General features: G+C 61.5%; 15 protein-coding genes. 3 read left to right on the top strand and 12 right to left on the bottom strand.

The window, feature by feature from the left end:
- Positions 1-200: 200 nt before the first annotated feature.
- Positions 201-3,920, bottom strand: a complete 3,720-nt coding sequence (locus ACYVM5_RS19585) for a BamA/TamA family outer membrane protein (RefSeq protein WP_460619776.1) — start codon at positions 3,918-3,920, stop codon at positions 201-203.
- Between the two features lie 112 nt (positions 3,921-4,032).
- Between ACYVM5_RS19585 and ACYVM5_RS19580 the strand changes: the two genes are divergently transcribed.
- Positions 4,033-5,529: an FAD-dependent monooxygenase gene (locus tag ACYVM5_RS19580; RefSeq protein WP_460619775.1), complete on the top strand. Its 1,497-nt coding sequence runs from the start codon at positions 4,033-4,035 to the stop codon at positions 5,527-5,529.
- Between the two features lie 176 nt (positions 5,530-5,705).
- On the opposite strand, the gene ACYVM5_RS19575 is transcribed toward ACYVM5_RS19580, so the two are convergent.
- The 7 genes from ACYVM5_RS19575 to ACYVM5_RS19545 form a co-directional block, all read right to left on the bottom strand.
- Positions 5,706-6,257 (bottom strand): metal-dependent hydrolase, encoded by a 552-nt coding sequence (locus ACYVM5_RS19575; RefSeq protein WP_460619774.1) that lies wholly within the window; start codon positions 6,255-6,257, stop codon positions 5,706-5,708.
- A 171-nt stretch (positions 6,258-6,428) separates the two neighbouring features.
- Complete coding sequence (locus ACYVM5_RS19570) at positions 6,429-6,671, bottom strand: hypothetical protein (protein ID WP_460619773.1); 243 nt, start codon at positions 6,669-6,671, stop codon at positions 6,429-6,431.
- 77 nt (positions 6,672-6,748) lie between these two features.
- Entirely contained in the window at positions 6,749-7,432 is a 684-nt protein-coding gene (locus tag ACYVM5_RS19565) for a Sir2 family NAD-dependent protein deacetylase (protein WP_460619772.1), read from the bottom strand.
- Positions 7,433-7,605: 173 nt separating this feature from the next.
- Positions 7,606-8,022, bottom strand: coding sequence for a pyridoxamine 5'-phosphate oxidase family protein (locus ACYVM5_RS19560; RefSeq protein WP_460619771.1), 417 nt, complete (start codon positions 8,020-8,022; stop codon positions 7,606-7,608).
- A 166-nt stretch (positions 8,023-8,188) separates the two neighbouring features.
- A complete protein-coding gene (locus ACYVM5_RS19555; RefSeq protein WP_460619770.1) occupies positions 8,189-10,936 on the bottom strand; it encodes a fibronectin type III domain-containing protein in 2,748 nt (915 codons plus the stop codon).
- Between the two features lie 249 nt (positions 10,937-11,185).
- Positions 11,186-11,773, bottom strand: a complete 588-nt coding sequence (locus tag ACYVM5_RS19550) for a hypothetical protein (protein ID WP_460619769.1) — start codon at positions 11,771-11,773, stop codon at positions 11,186-11,188.
- A complete protein-coding gene (locus ACYVM5_RS19545) occupies positions 11,770-12,903 on the bottom strand; it encodes an AAA family ATPase (protein WP_460619768.1) in 1,134 nt (377 codons plus the stop codon). Before ACYVM5_RS19545 ends, ACYVM5_RS19550 begins: the two co-directional genes overlap by 4 nt.
- 311 nt (positions 12,904-13,214) lie before the next feature.
- Here ACYVM5_RS19545 and ACYVM5_RS19540 point away from each other — a divergent pair, with 311 nt between their 5' ends.
- Positions 13,215-14,036, top strand: a complete 822-nt coding sequence (locus tag ACYVM5_RS19540) for an alpha/beta fold hydrolase (protein WP_460619767.1) — start codon at positions 13,215-13,217, stop codon at positions 14,034-14,036.
- A 161-nt stretch (positions 14,037-14,197) separates the two neighbouring features.
- Here the strand turns inward: ACYVM5_RS19540 and ACYVM5_RS19535 are convergent, their stop codons facing one another.
- The 3 genes from ACYVM5_RS19535 to ACYVM5_RS19525 form a co-directional block, all read right to left on the bottom strand.
- Positions 14,198-14,908, bottom strand: a complete 711-nt coding sequence (locus ACYVM5_RS19535) for a pirin family protein (protein ID WP_460619766.1) — start codon at positions 14,906-14,908, stop codon at positions 14,198-14,200.
- Positions 14,905-15,489: a nitroreductase family protein gene (locus ACYVM5_RS19530; RefSeq protein ID WP_460619765.1), complete on the bottom strand. Its 585-nt coding sequence runs from the start codon at positions 15,487-15,489 to the stop codon at positions 14,905-14,907. Before ACYVM5_RS19530 ends, ACYVM5_RS19535 begins: the two co-directional genes overlap by 4 nt.
- 204 nt (positions 15,490-15,693) lie before the next feature.
- On the bottom strand, positions 15,694-16,410 hold the full coding sequence (locus tag ACYVM5_RS19525; protein ID WP_460619764.1) for a pirin family protein: 717 nt from the start codon (positions 16,408-16,410) through the stop codon (positions 15,694-15,696).
- A gap of 167 nt (positions 16,411-16,577) precedes the next feature.
- Between ACYVM5_RS19525 and ACYVM5_RS19520 the strand changes: the two genes are divergently transcribed.
- Positions 16,578-17,246, top strand: coding sequence for an HAD family hydrolase (locus tag ACYVM5_RS19520; RefSeq protein ID WP_460619763.1), 669 nt, complete (start codon positions 16,578-16,580; stop codon positions 17,244-17,246).
- On the opposite strand, the gene ACYVM5_RS19515 is transcribed toward ACYVM5_RS19520, so the two are convergent.
- On the bottom strand, positions 17,247-18,077 hold the full coding sequence (locus ACYVM5_RS19515) for a DUF4846 domain-containing protein (protein ID WP_460619762.1): 831 nt from the start codon (positions 18,075-18,077) through the stop codon (positions 17,247-17,249).
- Positions 18,078-18,161: the final 84 nt, after the last annotated feature.

Raw genomic sequence — 18,161 nt, 5'->3', positions numbered from 1 at the left:
GGTGAAACCCAATGAGACCGGACTGGTTTCAGCCGGTTGTGTTGGCATAGACCCCGAAATTACCGGAAGGTTACATCGAACTACTGGCTACTCGTCCAATGGTCGGTACGGGTCGACGGTGCGGTAGCTGGGACCGTCAAAAAAAAACAGGCTGGCATGCATCAAGGATGCGTGCCAGCCTGAAGACTGTTTAGTGCCAATTACTTATCCAGCCGGAAGCCCAGTCCGAACTGAATCAGTGAGCTTTCCACCGATTTCTGATAAGACACGGCAAAGGCCAGCGTTTCGACTACCGGGGCGATGTAAAAGCCCGCGCCGTAGCCGGAGTGCCAGCCGCCGGGCGAGGCATCCTGGTAGTACACGCGGCCCTGGTCGTAGAAACCGAACACGCCGTAGTAGAAGGGAAGGAAGCCATTTTTGACCTGGCCGAGGGCGAGGCGCAGCTCGGTGTTGTAGTACAGGCTGGCATCACCGCTGAAACGGTTGCGGTAGTAGCCGCGCAGGCCTTCGTTCTGGCCCAGACTGGCAAATTTGTAGAATGGAATGTCGCTGTCGGGGCCGTAGTTTTTGGCGCCGCCGCCCTTCAGCACCAAAGTAACGGGGATGCCAACTTTGGCGGTGCCGTAGTATTCGGCAAATCCTTGAGTGAGGCCGAAGTTGCTTTTGGTGCTGCTGAGCTGGCGGTAGCTGTCGTGCTGCACGCGGATGCGGACGCCACGCTGGGCGAAGCTGGGGCGGTTGCGCAGGTCGAGGTCGAACACGCCGTTGAGGCCCACCAGGCGCTGGGCGGCGGTGTTGGGGCGCACGTCGGCGGGGCGGGTGTCGATGGTGCCGAGGTAGGTGTTGCCGGCGAAGTCGCTGGTGTAGTTTTCGAATGTGGGGCCGACGCGGATAACGCTGCGCTGGAGGAAGGTGCGCTCCAGGAAGGCATTCACGGTGTAGCCCTGGTAGCGGGCGTTGTAGAATTTGTTGTCGTAGAGCGTCTGGTCGAAGCCGGTGTTGTTGCCCAGCCCGAAGAAGCGATAGAAGGGGAAGTAAGCGCCGTAGCTGGCCGAGGCTCCCACGTCGACTTTGCCGATGGCGTAGCGGTGCCGGGTGCTGGCCGTGAGCTGGAACAGGCCGTTGATGCTGCCCTGCACGTCGAACGAATACATGTTCTTATACCCCGGCTTGCGGAAGCCCTGGCGCAGGAAAGTGATGCCTGCGCTGGCCCCGAAGCCGTCGTTGGCGTTGTAGAACAGGCCGATGCTGGGGCGGTATGAGTTGAATTCGAACTGCTCGCGGTCGTACTCGTTCACGCCGGGGCGGGTGCTGGTGCGGTTGTCCGACTCGGGGCCGAGCTGCATTTCGGTGTCGGGTAGGTCGTAAATTTTGGTGCGGGCGCGCAGGCCGCTGGCCGTGGAGTTGTCGCTGATTTTGTCCTTACCATCCCCGCCAATCACGCGCACCAGAATGCTGTGCTTGCCGCCATCACCGGTCACGGTGAAAATATCCTTGCCGCCGAGGCCGTAGAGGCACACTTCCTCGGTTTCGTTGGGCTTGAAGGTGCGGTCGAACAGCGCCGCGCCCTTGGGGTTTTCGGTGTCACCGGCGCGGTCAAACATCTGCACGCGCACCTGGCCGTCGGGCATCCGGTTCACCTGGAAAACCTCGCCTTTGTTCGAGCCTACGACATCGACGCGGCGCGCCAGCAGCAGGTAGTATTCGTCAATAGCTTTCGGTAGCTCCTGAATGCGGGCCTTCAGCTTGCGGTTGATGTCCTGGGCCGATAAGGACTGGATTTCGGCTGGCAGCTGTGCCGTGGCTCCGTCGATAACGGCGGGGGTGATTTTGGCTTGCAGGTACTTGGCCGTTTCCTGCCACTGCTCGCGGGTGAGGTCCTGGAGCAGGAAGCGGTCGAGGTGGCGGGCGGGCCAGTTCAGGCTTTTCATGTCCTGAAATTCGGTGTTGAAGCCTTCGATGCTGGGCACGGCCCACTCGCGGTTAGCGAGGTAGGTTAGGAAGCCGTTCCAGAGGGTGAAGCTTTGGTCGCGGTCGCGCGGGATGGGGCGGTAGAGTGTGCCGCCGTCCTTCTGCTTATAGCCGGCCCATTTCCAGTTGTCCTCGTGCTTGCCGAAGTCGGCCACCAGCATGTCGAAGGCGCGGGCACGCGCCAGGGCGGGGGCGTCCACCTTATTGTCGTGGTCCTTGTAGAGCTTGCGGAACAGGCCGAAGCTGCGCGTCACCTCATCGGAGCCGCCGAAGCCGGGCAGGTTGGCTTTGGGGTCTTTGGGCGAGTCTTCGAGGGTGCCGAGCAGGTTGGCGTATTCCTCGCGGTAGGGGCCAAGCTGCTGGTTGTCGGGCAGGCGAAACAGGCGCGGCCGGGCGTGCAGAATGTCTGTCTGGTCCAGCATGTAGCTGATGGGCAGATTGCTATACGGGTTGGCCGTGGCCGTCACGTCGCGTAGCACATCGGAGGCAATGGAATTGCGCAGCTCGGGCGGCAGAATTTTGGTTACGTCCTTATCTACCGAGCGGAAAACGTACTCCGAGCTATCGGCCGCAATGAGCTTGAGGGAAGTCGTCTGGCGTCCTCCTCCCTTGCCAGTAGGGCGCAGGCCGCCTTTCTCGGTGTTCAAATCCAGCGTTTTAACCGTCACGGGCTGCAGCCACGACGAGCGGTAGATTTTGCCAATGAAGAAGTCGCGGCTGCCGGTGGGCTTGTACTCCGGGCCCGGCACTACGGTGGTCGTGGCTTGGAACGGCGCGTCGGGCTTGGCTTCGGCTACGGTTTTGGTAGCGCCGGGGCAGTTGGTGATGAACGGGTTAGCGGGCGCTTTCTGGTCGCCTCCCTCGGCGCAGGCCGAGCGGAAGAGGGTGGCGGTATAAGCGTCTTTGGCTGCCGTGCCTTTGTCGTCAAAAGTGAAAACGTGCGTCTTCACGGTGCCATCGGCAAAGTATTCGAGGGTGGTGTAGCCTTCTTCGCTTTTGCTGTAGAGCGACTGGCCTTTCGCTCCGACGTGTTCACTTTCAGCAAAGCTGCCGCTCACCACGTGGTAGTTGCCCTGGAAGGGCGTGATTTGCAGGCTGAAATCGTGCGCGGCGGCGTAAATCACGCCGGGGTTGCTCTGCAGGGTGTTCAGCAGCTCCTTTTTCAGCTCCTGGTAGCGCGGGTTGGCGAGGTCGCGCGGGGTGCCCACGTTCTGGCGGTAGGCCGCGTAGATAGTGCCGAACACCGGCGGGCTGAGGTGGCGCGAGAGCGGCTCGTGGCCGCCATATATGCCGTTGGTGACGACCGGGTGGTGGCCCAGCAGCAGCACGTTCTTGTTCTTGGTGTCGTCAATCAGGTCCTGTATCTGCTCGCGGAATTCCTCTTTGGTGAGGGTCTTGCAATCGGTGTCGGGCGCTTCGGGGCGGTCGAAGGGGTGCGTGAACCAGGGGGTGTTGATGGCCACGAGGCGGACCAGCGGGGCCACGTCCACCACTTCGGGGCCGGGGCAGCCATTGGTGGGGATGAAGGCGTTCTGGCCGGGCAGCTGCTTCTCGATGTACTTTTCGAGGCGGCGCACGGCCTTCAGGCCGGCGGGGCCGGAGTTGGCCCAGTCCTTATCGCCGGGCAGGAAGTAGATTTTGCCCTGCGGCAGGCCTTTTACCAGCGCGATTAGCTGGTCGGCGCGGTCGCGCTCGGCCTGGGCCAGGGCGGTGTCGCCTTTGGCCACGAGGCCGGTATTGCCCACAATGTCGCCAAGGTGCACCACCGTAAAAGGGCCGGTTTGCTGTTCCAGCGTGGACCTCAGTAACTTGAGGCGCGCGGCGGGCAGCTCGGCCTGGGCCGTGTTGCCCAGCAGGAAAACGGTGTGGGCCGGGGCCTGGGCGAAACCGGGAGCCGAAGCAGTAAGAAGTAGCCCCGTGAAGAGGGCGCGAATGTAGCGAAAAGGCATAAGCGAAGAAGGTATAGCCCTCTTCTACGGCAGAGGAGTAGGGTGCGGTTATTTCCGGCGGCCTGAATGTCACATTCGACTATATTTACCGGTCAACCTGCCGACTTCGCCGATGAACCCAACTGCTGCTAACGTGCTGATTGCCGGGGCTGGCCCATCGGGGTTGACGCTGGCGCTGGAGCTGTGCCGCCACGGCGTGCGCCCCCGCATTATCGACCCGCTGCCCGGCCCGTCGCCCCTGAGCCGGGCTCTGGTGATGCACGCCCGCACCCTGGAGCTGCTCGACCGCCATGGGCTGGCCGAGCAATTCATCGCGCAGGGCGAAATCGTGCGCGGCGTCGCCTTGCGTCGGAAAGGCCACGTAGCGGCCAAGCTGCCGATAGGCCGCATTGGCGAGGGGCTGAGCCCATTCCCCTTTGCCCTGATGCTGTCGCAGGACCAGACCGAACGGCTGCTACGCGAGGCGCTGGTGCCTTACGGTGTGGCAGTGGAATGGAACATCAGCCTCACGGGCCTCACGCAGGATGCGGGCGGGGCCATCGCCACGTTGCAAGCCCCCGGCCAGCCGCCCGAAACCGCGCATGTGGCCTATGTTGCGGGGTGCGATGGGGCCCACTCGGCTGTGCGGCACGCGCTGGGCATTGGCTTTCCGGGCGGGACGTATGAGCAGGTTTTCTTCGTGGCCGACACCGTGACCGAAGGCCTGGACGAAGATGCCCGGCTGGGACGGATGCTGGAAGTGTCACTGGCCCCGCGCACCTTCAACGCCTTCTTCCCGATGCCGCAGGGGCGGATGCGCGTCATCGGCCTGCTGCCCGATGGGCTGGCCCCGGAGGATGCCACCTTCGCGGCCGTGCAGCCCGGGCTGGAAGCGGCCGAGCACGTCCGGGTGCAGTCGGTGAGCTGGTTTGCGACCTACCGGGTGCACCACCGGGTGGCCGACCACTTCCGGCAGGGCCGGGCGTTTCTGGTGGGTGATGCGGGCCACATTCACAGCCCGGCCGGTGGGCAAGGCATGAACACCGGCCTCGGCGATGCTGTGAATCTGGGCTGGAAGCTGGCCGCCGTGCTGCAGCAAGCCGCTCCCGAAGCGTTACTCGATACCTACGAAGCCGAGCGCATTCCCTTTGCCCGGCAGCTGGTGGCCACTACCGACCGCGCGTTCACTGGCGCCACGCGGGCCACGGCCTGGGCCAGCTTCGTGCGCAGCTGGGTAGCGCCGCTGCTGCTGCCGCTGGCCGTGCGCGTGCCCGCTATTCGCCGACTGATGTTTCGCACCATCTCCCAGATAGGCATTAAGTATCCGTATTCCCCCTTGAGTGGCGGGCGAGCCGGAGGCGTGGCGGGCGGCCAGCGGTTGCCCTGGGCGGCCGGGCGCTACGAGGCGCTACGGCCGGTGGGCTGGCACTTGCTACATGTTGGCTCGGTGCCGGCCGCGCGGGCGTGGGCGTCGGCGCGTTCATTGGTCGCCACGGAAGTTGCGCCTGCCGCTGCCGAAACACCGGGTACCGTGTACCTCGTGCGGCCCGATGGCTACGTGGGATTGGTGGCGGCTGCGTTTGATGAGGCGGAATTTACCGCCTACGCCCGGCATTGGCTGGGGCGGTAGGACGCACTCAAAGCGGTTCACACGTTGAACGGTGTAGGGGCGGGGCTTGCCCCCGCCCGCCCATTCGCATCGTTGCAACGATTCCATTCAACGACGGGCGGGGGCAAGCCCCGCACCCTACTTCCACATAACCTAATACACGAGCTAGGATGCCAGGACAGCTTTCTCACCTAGTGCTACACAGCTTTTTCCTCGCTCCGACCCATCCCAAAAGACTGCCAGGCCAGCAGCAGCAGGCACGGCAGGCCCACCCACAGGGCTTCGCTGGCCAGCACCCGTAGCCCTTTGGCCCCGAAGAAACCCCGGATGCTCAGGGGCGATACTTTGATGGGCCGGAAAGGAAAAAAGTAGCGCTCCAGGTGCCAGGGGCTGAAGAATGCCACGCCCAGGCCGCCGGTGGTCAGGGCATCGAGCAGGCCGTGCGAGGCGGTGGCCAGGAACAGCAATAGCGCCAGCCGCCCGGCAGCAGGCCGATTACTTGAGCGGGCCAGCCGGCCCAGCAGGGTGCCTATGGCGGCTACCACGGCGGCGGCCAGCAGTGAGTGCGTGAGGCCCCGGTGGCCCCAGAGGCTGTCATACGGTACGCCCAGGCGGTAGCCGACCGAATCCACATCGGGCAGGGCAGCGCAGAGGGCCGCTGCCACCCAGTAGGGCCAGTGCCGGCGGTCGGGGAGCAGGAGCTTGCCCAGGGTGGCCCCCAGGGCGGCGTGGCCAAATGCGGAAGCCATGAGAGTAGGACGGGGGAAAACGCGACTGGTCCGCCTACCGGGGGCAGGCGGACCAGCGCGAAAAGGGTTTACCAGCGGCGGATAATGCCGTAGTGTTCGAGCAGCCAGAGGGCGGCCACGATGGCCACGATGATAAGGGCTTTGGGCCAGAATTCGCCCCAGAAACCGCCCTTAGAGGGGGGCATCCTCGGGCTGCCAGGTCATGACCATGTGGTGCACGGGCAGCACCACAAATTCGGGGTGGTGGCGCAGGTCTTCGTGGTTGCTCAGGGCCCAGTCGAAGGCAGCCTGCTCGGTTTCGAAGGCTTCAGGTACGCCCGCAACCGGCCTAAGCATCATGTGGTTGTGTTGGTGGGCGGCGTCGTGTTCCTTGCGGAGGCCGAAAAGTTGGTATTTGGTGACGAGTCTGTACATGGCGCTAAGGTAGAAAAGAGAAGGTGTTTGGTGAAGGAAATTTTGTGCAGATGGTCATGGCAGGGCAATGACACAAATTACCCCGCCAGCTCCCTCAGCACCTTGGGCACGCCGGTGCTGGCGGCTTCGGCCACGTAGCGGACGCCGCGCCGGCCGGCTTCGGGCTGGTGCGGGTCGATGACGAAGACGGGGCAGGTGGCGGGGGCGTAGTGCAGCAGGCCGGCGGCCGGGTACACTTGCAGGGAGGTGCCTACGATGAGCAGGGCATCGGCAGTGCTCACGGTTTCGGCGGCTTCTTCGATGGCGGGCACCAGCTCGCCGAACCAGACGATGTGGGGGCGGAGCTGGTGGCCGTCGGGGGCGAGGTCGCCCACGTGGATGTCCCCGGGGCAGTCGTAGGCGGTGGTTTCATCGGCCACGGAGCGCATCTGGTTCAGCATGCCGTGGAGGTGAAGCACATCGGTGGAGCCGGCGCGCTCGTGCAGGTCGTCCACGTTCTGGGTGATGATGCTGACGCGCCAGTTGGGTTCTTCCTCGAAGCCGGCCAGGGCCAGGTGGGCGGCGTTGGGCTGCACGGTGCGGGCCTGGGCGCGGCGCTGGTTGTAGAAATCGAGCACCAGGGCGGGGTTGCGGGCAAAGCCTTCAGGGGAGGCCACGTCTTCAACGCGGTGCTCTTCCCACAGGCCGTTGGTGTCGCGGAAGGTGCGGATGCCGGACTCGGCCGAGACGCCGGCGCCGGTGAGGACGACAAGGTGTTTCATGATTTTTGGGTAGGAGTAGGAAGGTAATTGGGAGACCAGAATGCGCAAGGTTGTCATCCTGAGCGCAGCGAAGGACCTTTTCACGTTTGCGCCGAGATGGATTTACTGCAAAATGTTCAGCGGTGAGAAGGTCCTTCGCTGCGCTCAGGATGACAAACGTAGCGAGCGCGCCCCTACAGCGTCACCTCACCGTCTTCCTCGCCGTGCCAGAACTTGATGCGCTTGGCCTGCACGCGGATGAGCACGATGCCGGGCGTATCGATGCCATCTTTGAACCAGCGCTTGAGCTCGGGCAGCCAGTGCTTTTCCAGCGTGGCTTTTTGGCGGATGAGAGTGGCGGTGCCCACCACGGACACATACAGGTAGTCGGGGCCGGAGAAACCGAGGCTGACGTGCGGATTTTCTTCAATATCCGAAACGGTGCGGGAACCTTCGTAGGTGAAGTAGTAGGAGTTGCCGTCGTATTCCACGTCGCCGTTGTTGCTCATGGGGCGGGTGCTGAGGTGGCCGCGGCTGGTGTGGGTGGTGAGCAGGGTGATGTCGAGCTTTGCCATTTTGGCGGCGACGGCTTTGAGGGTGGTTTCGGCCATGATGTTTGGGGCGGGAATGGAATGAGGGCGGAGTACGTGAGGGCGGGAGCGGTGGTTCGGATGCAGGCCGGGCCTGAACGCAAAGAAGTTGAGCCGGCAAAGCCCACTGGGCCTGCCTGCTCAACTTCTTTACCTCGGCGGGTGCCGAAGGGCGGCTCCGCAATGCTTACTCGCGGCTTACTTTCAGCTGGTGCTGCTGGCCGTTTTGCTCGATGGTGAGCAGGTAGATGCCGGGGGCGAGGCGCTCGGTGCCATCAAGGGCCAGGTTCTGGGTGCCGATGGTAGCGTTAGCAGTCTGCTGGAGCAGGGTGCGGCCCCAGGCGTCGCGCAGGGTGAGGCGGGCGGGGCCGGCGGTGGTGGCGCGCAGTTGCACGGTGAGGTGCTGGCGGAAAGGCACGGGGAAGGCGCTGGCCTCGAATGCGGCGCCGGACTGGGCGGCGAGGGCTATGGAGCGCACCGGCGAGAAGCTGGCGGTGCCGTCGGCATCGACTTGGCGGAGGCGGTAGTAGACGGTGCGGCTGCCGTACTCGGCCAGGCGGGCATCGCGGAACTCGTAGGTGGAGGCCTGGGTGGTGGTGCCGTGGGCTGTCACTTTATCCACGGGGCGGAAGGTGCGGCCGTCGGGGCTGGCTTCGATGGCGAAGTAGGCGCTGTTTTTCTCGGTGGCGGTGGCCCAGCGGAGCAGGGCGGCGGGGCCGGCGGCTTCGGCGGTGAAGCGGGTGAGCTCGACGGGCAGCGGCGTTTCGGTGCTGCCCAGCGTCCAGACGGAAAGGTGGGTGAGGCCGGCCACGGTGAGGGTGCTGGCGGCATCGGCGGTGAGGGGGGCCTGGCGGGTGGCGCCGGGGCTCAGCTGCCAGGGGCCGCCGGGGCTGGGGGCGCTGTAGAGGCCGAGGTCGGCCGTGGCAATGCCGTTGCGCTCGTGGTCGAAGTACTGGAAATTCATGGTGAGGTCGAGGTCGGTTTCGCCGTCGGCTTCGAGCACGAAGGAGCGGGTGATGCCGGCGCGGGTGCCCACGCGCGGGGCGGCGGTGCCGGTGCGGCGGGTGAATTTCAGCCCGCCCGGCGTGTTGCTGGCGTTGGCATCAGAAGTGAGAGTGAGGCCCAAGCCGTTGAGCTCGGCGGGGGTGCCGTAGTCGACAAAGCTCTTGCCGTAGACTTCGCCGATGATGTAGCTGCTTTCCTTTTCAGAAACCGAGGCCGTGCTGAAAAACTCGTTGTAGGGGTTATCGCCGTACAGTTCTACGCTGGTGTTGCCGGTGCTGAGGACGCCCTGCGTCATGCTGATGCGGTCAATCAGGCGCATGGGGGTGGTGAGGGTGGCCGGGCCGGTGCCGTTCATGGTGAGGTCGTACACTTCGCTCAGGCCGGTGACCTGCTGGGGGCCGGTGCCGCGCAGCTCAATGTTGCCGCCGATGGTGAAGGTGGGGTAGTTGTTGAAGTCGGTGTAGGTGAATTCGGCGTAGGAGGAGTGGTTGACGAGGTTGCCCGACACGGCCAGGGTGCCGGCCGTGTGCGTGAAGCTGGCGTATTTATCGATGGTGAGGCTGCGGACTTCGGCGGTGGCGCTGGGGGTAGTCAGCTCGGGGTAGGTGCCGCTGGGCAGGTTGGCGATGTGGGCGTTGGTGGCGGCGGTGGGTACGCCGTTGGTCCAGTTGGTGGCCGCGAACCAGTCGTGCGAGGTGCCGAGCCATTCGGTGAGGGGGGCCGCGTCGTCGGTGGTGGCGCAGAGGGTGAAGTCGCCTTTGGTGTAGTTGCCGTTAGCCCACACGCGCACGTAGAGGGTGGCGCCGGGCGTGAGGCCGGTGAGACGGGCGTAGGAGGTGTAGCCGTGGCCGCTGTTGTCGTCGCAGGTGAGGGCGGTGAGGTTGCCGCACGTGCCGCTGTACACGGCTAGGCCGGTATTGTAGACGCGGCTGTTGGTGGCTTCACCAGTTTCGAGGGCCAGAATGCCGCTGGCGGGCACCACTACGGAGTACCACATATCGCCGCCCTGGTAGTCGGCGCAGGTGGGGTCGGGCACGCTGGTGGAGGGGCCGGCGTCGAGGTTGGAGATGAGCAGCGGGGTGCAGGCGGTGCCCACCGTGAGGGGCAGGGCGCCGCAGGGCTCGTCGTTGGCCGGGGCAGCCGTGGTGGTGAAGGTGAGGGTGGCCGAGGGGCCGGTGAGGCTGCCGCCGCAGGTGCTGGCCACGGTGGCGGTGTAGGTGGTGCTGGGCAGCAGGTCCTGAATGGTGATGGGCGAGCGGTCGTGGGTGGCGGTGAGGGAGGGGCCGCCGCCGGCGGGGGCGTAGGTTACTTCGTAGTCGCCGTTGGTCAACTCATTTTCGGTGAACGTGATGTCGGCTTGGCGGGCGTGCAGGTTGGCCACGGCCAGGTGGGTGGGGGCGGCGCAGGGCAGCACCTCGCGGGCGCTGAGCTGGTAGGCTCCCAGGTCGGTGTTGTCGAACACCCAGGAGCGCACCAGCAGGGTTTGGCCGGGCGTCTGGTCGCGCAGCAGCAGGTCGGCAAACCAGTCGTCGCTGCTGCCATTGCGGCAATCCACATCGACCAGGCTGCCGCAGGTGCCGCTGTACACGGCCAGGCCGGTGGCGTAGACGGGGCTGCCCGCTACGGCGCTGGCCCGCAGGCGCAGGTTGCCGCTGGCCGGCACCGTGACCCGGAACCACACGTCGCCGCCGGAATAAACAGAGCAGGTGGGGTCGGCCACGCCGGCCGAGGCGGTGGCTCCCACGTTGGTGGTGACCAAGGGCGTGCCGGTGGTGGGCAGCAGCGTGGCCCCGGCGCAGTCGTCGTTGGCGGGGGCCTGGGCGAAGGCAGAGGCGCTGCTCAGCAGCAGGGTCCCGGCCAGGGCCAGGGTGCGGCGGAGGCGGGTGCCTAAATGGGTAAGGAAGGAGGAAACGGGTAAGCGGAAAGCCATCGAAAAAGGGTGAAAATGGACAGAAAAAGGGGCGTGCGGGAGAAGGACGCTGCAAAATTAGCCCGACCCTGAGAGGGGTGCCAAATGCGCTGATACCCCCAAATGGGGGTATCAGCGCATTTTTTTTGTGGGGCGAAGGGCGGGCGGTCGGGCCAGCCGCCGGGCATAAAAAAAGCCCGCTGCCGAAGCAGCGGGCGGGGGAATTATTCGTCAATTGGCAAACGAATTAGAAGACCCAATGGCTATTAACTAGCTCTTTATTGTCATCATATACAAAACGACTTGCTGATGGAACGCCCGGAAACTAACTGATGCCTCAAGCAGCCAAGCGACACGGTCTATGTCGATAGTAGCGAGTAGTTCATTCACGATAGCATTGTGGCTTTTGGTGCGGTCGGCATAAAGCGTCTGCTTCGTTTGGTCGTTGGGTTTGCGTTCCAGAACTTCTCTACTTGGGTATTGAGCTAAATACAAAAGCCAATGTTCGATGCACTGAACGGGTAAAAGAAGTAACGTGCGGTGTTGCCATTTGTCAGGGATTTTGGCCCGTAGCTCTTCGATTTTATCCTCATAGTGAGTGAGGTCGAATGAATCAATGTCGCGGCCAATAAATAACCAGTCAAGCAGCGGGTACCCAAACACAAATGCTGCTTTGCAGGCATCGGTACAACGCCGGTCAACCACCTTATTATTCATCTGCCCAAACTGCTTGCCAAAGTAGGGCACCGGCTCAAACGCAATATCTAATGCATCGCTGCCACAATGCGGCAGGTAAGCATCCAAGAATTGGCTTTGTCCGGCATCCTCGCCGAAAAACCCATAACGCACCACACTCATAACGGTACACCACCCAAAAAGCCCGAAACCCAATATTCTCCCAACGCATCGGTGTAGTGAATTTCTTCCTCGCCGGCTGCCTTCAACTTATCGTTGGTTTCCTTGATTATATCATCAGCGTTACGAATCACCGTTTCCCCATTCTCGTCTCGGTCAAATACCGAAATACATTCGGGAATGTCCTTGAAATGGTCCACCACATACGGACTGTGCGAAGTGAGAATAATTTGAATATCCCGCAGCCGCGCCAGCTCAAAAATAAAATCCATCACCTCCTTAATGCGGCGCGGGTGAATGCCTTTCTCCGGCTCTTCCAGCAGCAGCAGTTTCGGTGGGTCGGGCTGGTGGATAATGCAGAGAAGCGCGAGGAAATAAAGAACTCCTTCGGAGACTTCATCGGCCCAATACGAACTGCCCGATGCATCAAAAAATTTGAGTTTGAGAAAGCCTTTTTCAAGTGGGTCAGCAGGAGTCGATACACTATTTAAACTGCCTACACATTTTCTGAAATCATTTTCAAGCCTTTGAAAAAGCTCTTTATGATTTTGTGAGAGATTGAATAAAAAATTGTTTATATTATTGCCATTTGCATCAAATCTTTCTACAAATAGAAGTGGGTTATTCGCTGCGAATTTGGCAGGGTCTGGTTTGTAAATAATAGAATTCTGTAATAAGTTTTTCAATAAATAAGATGTTTCACCAAGGAGTGCCTGTCTTTCATCATAACTCATAGAGCTCTCAAATAAATTATGGGATGATTCATTCTCAAACTTATTAGTATTGGCATAAATTAAATTTCTTCCACGCCTAAGAAGAATATCGGTTTTAGGTGTAAGAAATGGTGAAGTTGAATTGAATAGGAATTCAGCTTCTATACTTTTTAAGTTTTGGCGCTCAAGAGGTAATAATAACTCATTATTGTTTACTTGAACAAGTGGGCGGGTAATAAGCTGGTCAAATTCTGACTCGCTATACTTCTGTCCAGATATCAATTTTCCAGCGAACTCAATCCCCTTCAAAAAATTCGACTTCCCCGAGTTATTCGGCCCGATAAATAAATTCACCTGCCCCAGCTTCACGGAAGCGTCGCGGATGCTGCGGAAGTTTTGGATACGGAGGGAAGTGAGCATGGGAATCGAAGTCGGTGATAAGGCGAAGATAGGCGGCTAGGTAACACTGTGGCCAGTTGAATGAGAAACGCGCCGCCGCTCCCGTAAACGGAGCGGCTGCGCGTTTTTGGTAGGGCGGTGATGAGCTGCGCTAGACCAACAGGCACAGCGAGCGCGCTCATATATGCGGTTGCTAGTGAGGAAATAGATAATATTTAGGAAACATTATATTCTGCCGCCTGGCCATTAGCTTTACGAGACAGGGCGGCCGGGTGGCATACCGACGCCGGAGCCCTGACACCTTTCCTCACCTTATTTTCTGCTACATACTTATGGCAACTTTCACGGTAAAAGACGGGACTGAAATCTATTACAAGGACTGGGGCAGCGGCCAGCCGCTGGTGTTTCACCACGGGTGGCCGCTGTCGAGCGACGACTGGGATGGGCAGTTGATGTTCTTTCTGAACAAGGGCTACCGGGTTATCGCGGCCGACCGCCGGGGCCACGGCCGCTCCACGCAAAGCGCCAACGGCCACGACATGGACACCTACGTGGCCGACATCCTGGAGCTGGCCGACCACCTCGACCTCAAGGATGCCGTCCACATTGGCCATTCTACGGGTGGGGGCGTGGCCATCCGCTACGCCGCGCGTGCGGTCCAGGGCCGCGTGTCCAAGGTGGTGCTCATCAGTGCCGTGCCGCCCCTCATGCTGCAAACCCCCGCCAACCCCGACGGCGTGCCCATGGCAGTGTTTGACGAAATCCGGGAGAGCACGGCCACCAACCGGGCGCAATATTTCCAGGATTTCACCCTCCCGTTCTACGGCTACAACCGCGAAGGCGCGCAGGTGAAGCAGGGCATCCGCGACAACTGGTGGCGGCAGGGCATGAGCGGCGGGGCCAACGCCCACTACCTCGGCATCAAGGCCTTCTCGGAAACCGATTTCACCGAAGACCTGAAGAGCGTGGCCGTGCCCGTGCTGGTGCTGCACGGCGAAGACGACCAAATCGTGCCCTTCGCCATCAGCGGTGCCAAATCCATCAAGCTGCTGCAACACGGCAAGCTGATTTCGTACCCCGGCTTTCCCCACGGCATGCCCGCCACGGAGGCCACCACCATCAACGCCGACTTGCTGGCTTTTATTCAGGGGTAGGCATCGGGTTTCGGTTTGTGATGCAAAAAAAGCTGCCCTGGTATGGGGCAGCTTTTTTTGTTGCTATTGATGATAGACGGTAGCTGTGGGACAGTAGCGCGGACTTTGTAGTCCGCGAGTCAACCAATTCATTCGCGGACTACAAAAGTCCGCGCTACTGCCTAGTGGTTAATCGGGCACTCAATGAGCAGAAACCGCGTACCGGCTGCCGCTTCGATGTTCACGCTGTCCGTTTCCCAAATGCCGAGGCTGTCGCGGGTGCCCACTTCCTGGCCGGCCACCGTCACCGAGCCGCTGATGACGAACAGAAACAGCAGCTTATTCAGCGGCTTGAAGCTATAATCTACCGTCTGCGCCTCGGTATAGTAGCCGAGCGAGAGCTTGGCGTTCTGGTTAATCCAGCAATGGGCCTGGCCTTCCTCGTTGCTCACGATGGTGGTGAGCTGGTTGGCGCGCTGGGCTTCGGGGAACTGGCGGCGCTGGTAGCGCGGGCCGATGTTCTGAAGCTTGGGCTCAATCCAGATTTGCAGGAAATTCACGTCGGTATCGCCCACGTTGTGCTCCTCGTGGCGCAGGCCCGAGCCGGCGCTCATGATTTGCACCCAGTCCTGGTGCACCACTTCGGTGTAGCCGAGGGTGTCTTTGTGGTTCATGCTGCCGGCCAGCATCACCGAGATGATTTCCATGTTGGCGTGCCCGTGGATGCCGAAGCCGCCGCCGGGCTGCACCACGTCGTCGTTGAAGGTGCGGAGCAGGCCGAAACCGCTGCGCTCGGGGTCGGCGTAGGGGCCGAAGCTGAGCGAGAGGTGGCTTTTCAGCCAACCGATGTCTTTGAGGCCGCGGTCGGCAGCGCGGGTGAGGCGCGTTTTCATTGGGCGGCGGGCAGCTCGTTGCGGAAGGCGAATTCTGCTACCGGCTTGCGGGAGCGGGCGGCTTTCTCGCGGCTCAGGAAGGGCTCTTCGAGCTGCTCCGCTTCGCCGATGTAGCCCAGGGCCATTATCACGGCCGGCGTGAGGTTGTCGGGTAGGCTGAACTCGCGGCGGGTTTTGTCACGGTCGAAGCCGCCCATCACATGGCCGTGCAGGCCCAGCGCGGTGGCTTCGAGGAAGAGCGTGGCATTGGCGGCGCCCAGGTCGTGCATGGCCGCACCGTTGGGCTGGCCGTCGGCATTGGCCGTTTGGGCCAGCGCGATGATGAGCACGGGCGCGTTTTTGGCCCAGGGCTGGTTGCCGGGCACCAGGCAATCGAAGATTTTCTGGAAGGCTTCGGTATCGGCTTTGTGGGCGTAGATGTACTGCCAGGGCTGCAGATTCATGGCGCTGAAGGCCCAGGAAGCAGCTTCAAAAACCTGATTCAATTTCTCCTGCTCCACGGGCTGGGCCGCGAAGGAGCGCGGGCTCCAGCGGTTGCGGATGAGTTCGTGAATGGGGTAAGTGGTGGGGGCGGGTTTCATATGGTGGGGTTGGTACTTGGTATTGGGTAGTCAGTCGTCAGATTCGTTTTGATTAAACCTGTCATCCTGAGCGCAGCGAAGGACCTTATCACGGTTTAATAGTTTGCATTAATTAAGATGGCGCAAACGTGATAAGGTCCTTCGCTGCGCTCAGGATGACAAAATTTCACAGTTCATGCTCACTACCGACTATCAACTTAAAAGTTAAAATTCCATCGGCACTTCCATCAGCAGCAACTCGGCGTTGCTGTCGGCGCTGATGGCCAGCTTGTCGGTGTCCCAGATGCCGAAGCCGTCGCGGCGGTGCAGAGCCTGGCCGTTGATGGTCACGTCGCCCTCGAGCACGAAGGCGTAGACGCCGTTGCCGGCTTTCTTCACAGCGTAGTCAGTGCTGAAGCCCTTATCAAGGTTGCCGATGTGGAACCAGGCATCCTGGTTGATATGCGGGTTGGTGCCATCGCCGGCGGGCGACACTACTTGCAGCAGCTGGTTGTGACGGGCCTCCGGGGCGAAGGTTTCCTGGCCGTAGTTGGGCTTGATGCCACGCTCTTTCGGAAACACCCAGATTTGCAGGAATTTCACTTCCTGGTGCTGGTTGTGGTTTTTCTCGGAATGGGCCACGCCGGTGCCGGCGCTCATCACCTGCACATCGTTTTGGCGGATGACGGTTTTGTTGCCCATCGAGTCCTGGTGCTCCAAATCGCCGGAGAGCGGGATGGAGATAATCTCCATGTTGTCGTGCGGGTGCTTGCTGAAGCCCATGCCGCCGGCCACAGTGTCGTCGTTCAGCACGCGCAACGCGCCGAAATGCACGCGCTCGGGGTTGTTATAGCCGGCAAAGCTGAAGGTGTGAAAGGAATTGAGCCAGCCATGATTGGCGTGGCCCCGGGTATTGGCGAGGTGCAGAACGGTGTTAGCCATGATAGGGGCGTTGGTTAGAAGCGTTGATGACACAAATGTATGTACATTTGATGTATATACATCATTTATTGGAAAAAAGTTTTCCCGCTTTCATTTTTTGCGACGGGAGCGGGGACGGACAGCCAGCCGGTACCTTTGTCCGTCCCTATTCCCCTGTTCCAGGTTTCATGATTCGCACGGTAATCTTCGACATGGACGGCGTCATTATCGACACCGAGCCCATTCACCGCCACGCTTTCTTTACGCAGTTTGCCGAGTTGGGCATTCCCGTTTCGGCCGCCGAGTACGCTACTTTTCTGGGCAAGTCGACGCGCAACGTCTTCCAGCTACTTAAGCAGCAATACGGCCTCACGCAGGACGTGGAAGCCATGGTGATGCGCAAGCGCGAGCTGTTCAATAAGTCCTTTGACGAAGATGCTGCCCTCGACCTGCTGCCCGGTGTGCGGGTGCTCATCGAAGACCTGCGCCGCCACGACGTGCAACTGGTCGTAGCATCTTCCGCCTCCAAAGCCACCATTGCCCGGGTGTTCGGCCGTTTCGGGCTGGGTGAGTACTTCACCCACCGCATCAGCGGCGAGGACTTTGCCGAATCCAAGCCCAACCCGGCCATCTTCCTGCGCGCCGCCGAACTGGCCAACACGCCCGTCACTGCCTGCATCGTCATCGAAGATGCCGCCAACGGCGTAGCCGCCGCCAAGGCCGCCGGCATCTATTGCATCGCCTACCTCAGTCCGCATTCTAAAGGGCAGGACCTGCACCAGGCCGACCGCATTATTCGGAGTTTCGATGAGTTGAGCGCGGTTAGCATCGAAGCCATTGTGCCGGTTGAAGCGTAGCTATTCAAACCGCTTCAGCTCCGCGCGGGCAAATGTCCATTCCGGCGTATCAAACTCAGCATCGGCCGGGCCGGGTACGGCAAACCATGCCCCAAGCGCGGGAGCGTCAACATTGCGCAGCACATGGATGCTCTGCGCCGGCATGTAGCTCTGGGCCAGCAGCACGTATTTCTGGTGCGAGGCCGGGTTTTCGGCCACATCCACTACCAGTACCGCGTGCCCGGGCGCGCCCCCGTGGATGAGCACATCGCCGGGCTGCACCTGCGGCAGCGGCACCGGCCGCAGCTCCCGGCTCAGCGACTTCGTGCCCGCGTAGCCGAACGTGGGCACTAGGTAGCGGGCCAGCGCCGCGTGAGTAGGCGCTTCCGCTGGCCGCGTAGCCGGCAGCACTTCCTCGTTCGCCACCCGAAATGTTCGGCCCGCCACGAAATCCGAAAACCAGAAATCATAGCCCGTGGTGAGGTGAAAATGCACCTTGTTCGGGTCGTGGCTGAACACGTATTCGGCCCGCAGCCGAATCACGGCATCGGCGCACTGCTGCAAATCCTGGGGCGGCACGTCGATGTTGACCACCGCCGCTACCACGTCTTGCCGGTCCTTCAGTTGGCCGTTGTAGAGGCGCGCTTTGGTACCGGCTGGCTTCAGGGGCAACCAGCGGAGCCACTCGCCCCACGAACTGGCGGTCACGGGCACTCGCTGGCTGCCGAGCGGAGGCACAAAGCGGGCCGCCACAGTCTGGCCCACCGGGGCCGATGCCTCCAGCCACGGGTAGACAAGGCCAGCTGGACGCCCCTCGGGTGCGGGCGACGCGCTCACAAGAATAAAGGGCAAAGCAAGTGGAAGCAACAAGCGACTGAGCAGCATAGGCGAAAAGCCAAAAAAGCCCGCGAAGTGCGGGCTTTTTGGATGGTCTGA

The sequence above is a fragment of the Hymenobacter ruber genome (assembly GCF_054783255.1).
The sequence above is the reverse complement of the archived record's forward strand: the minus strand, read 5'-3'. Positions and strand labels throughout refer to the sequence as shown.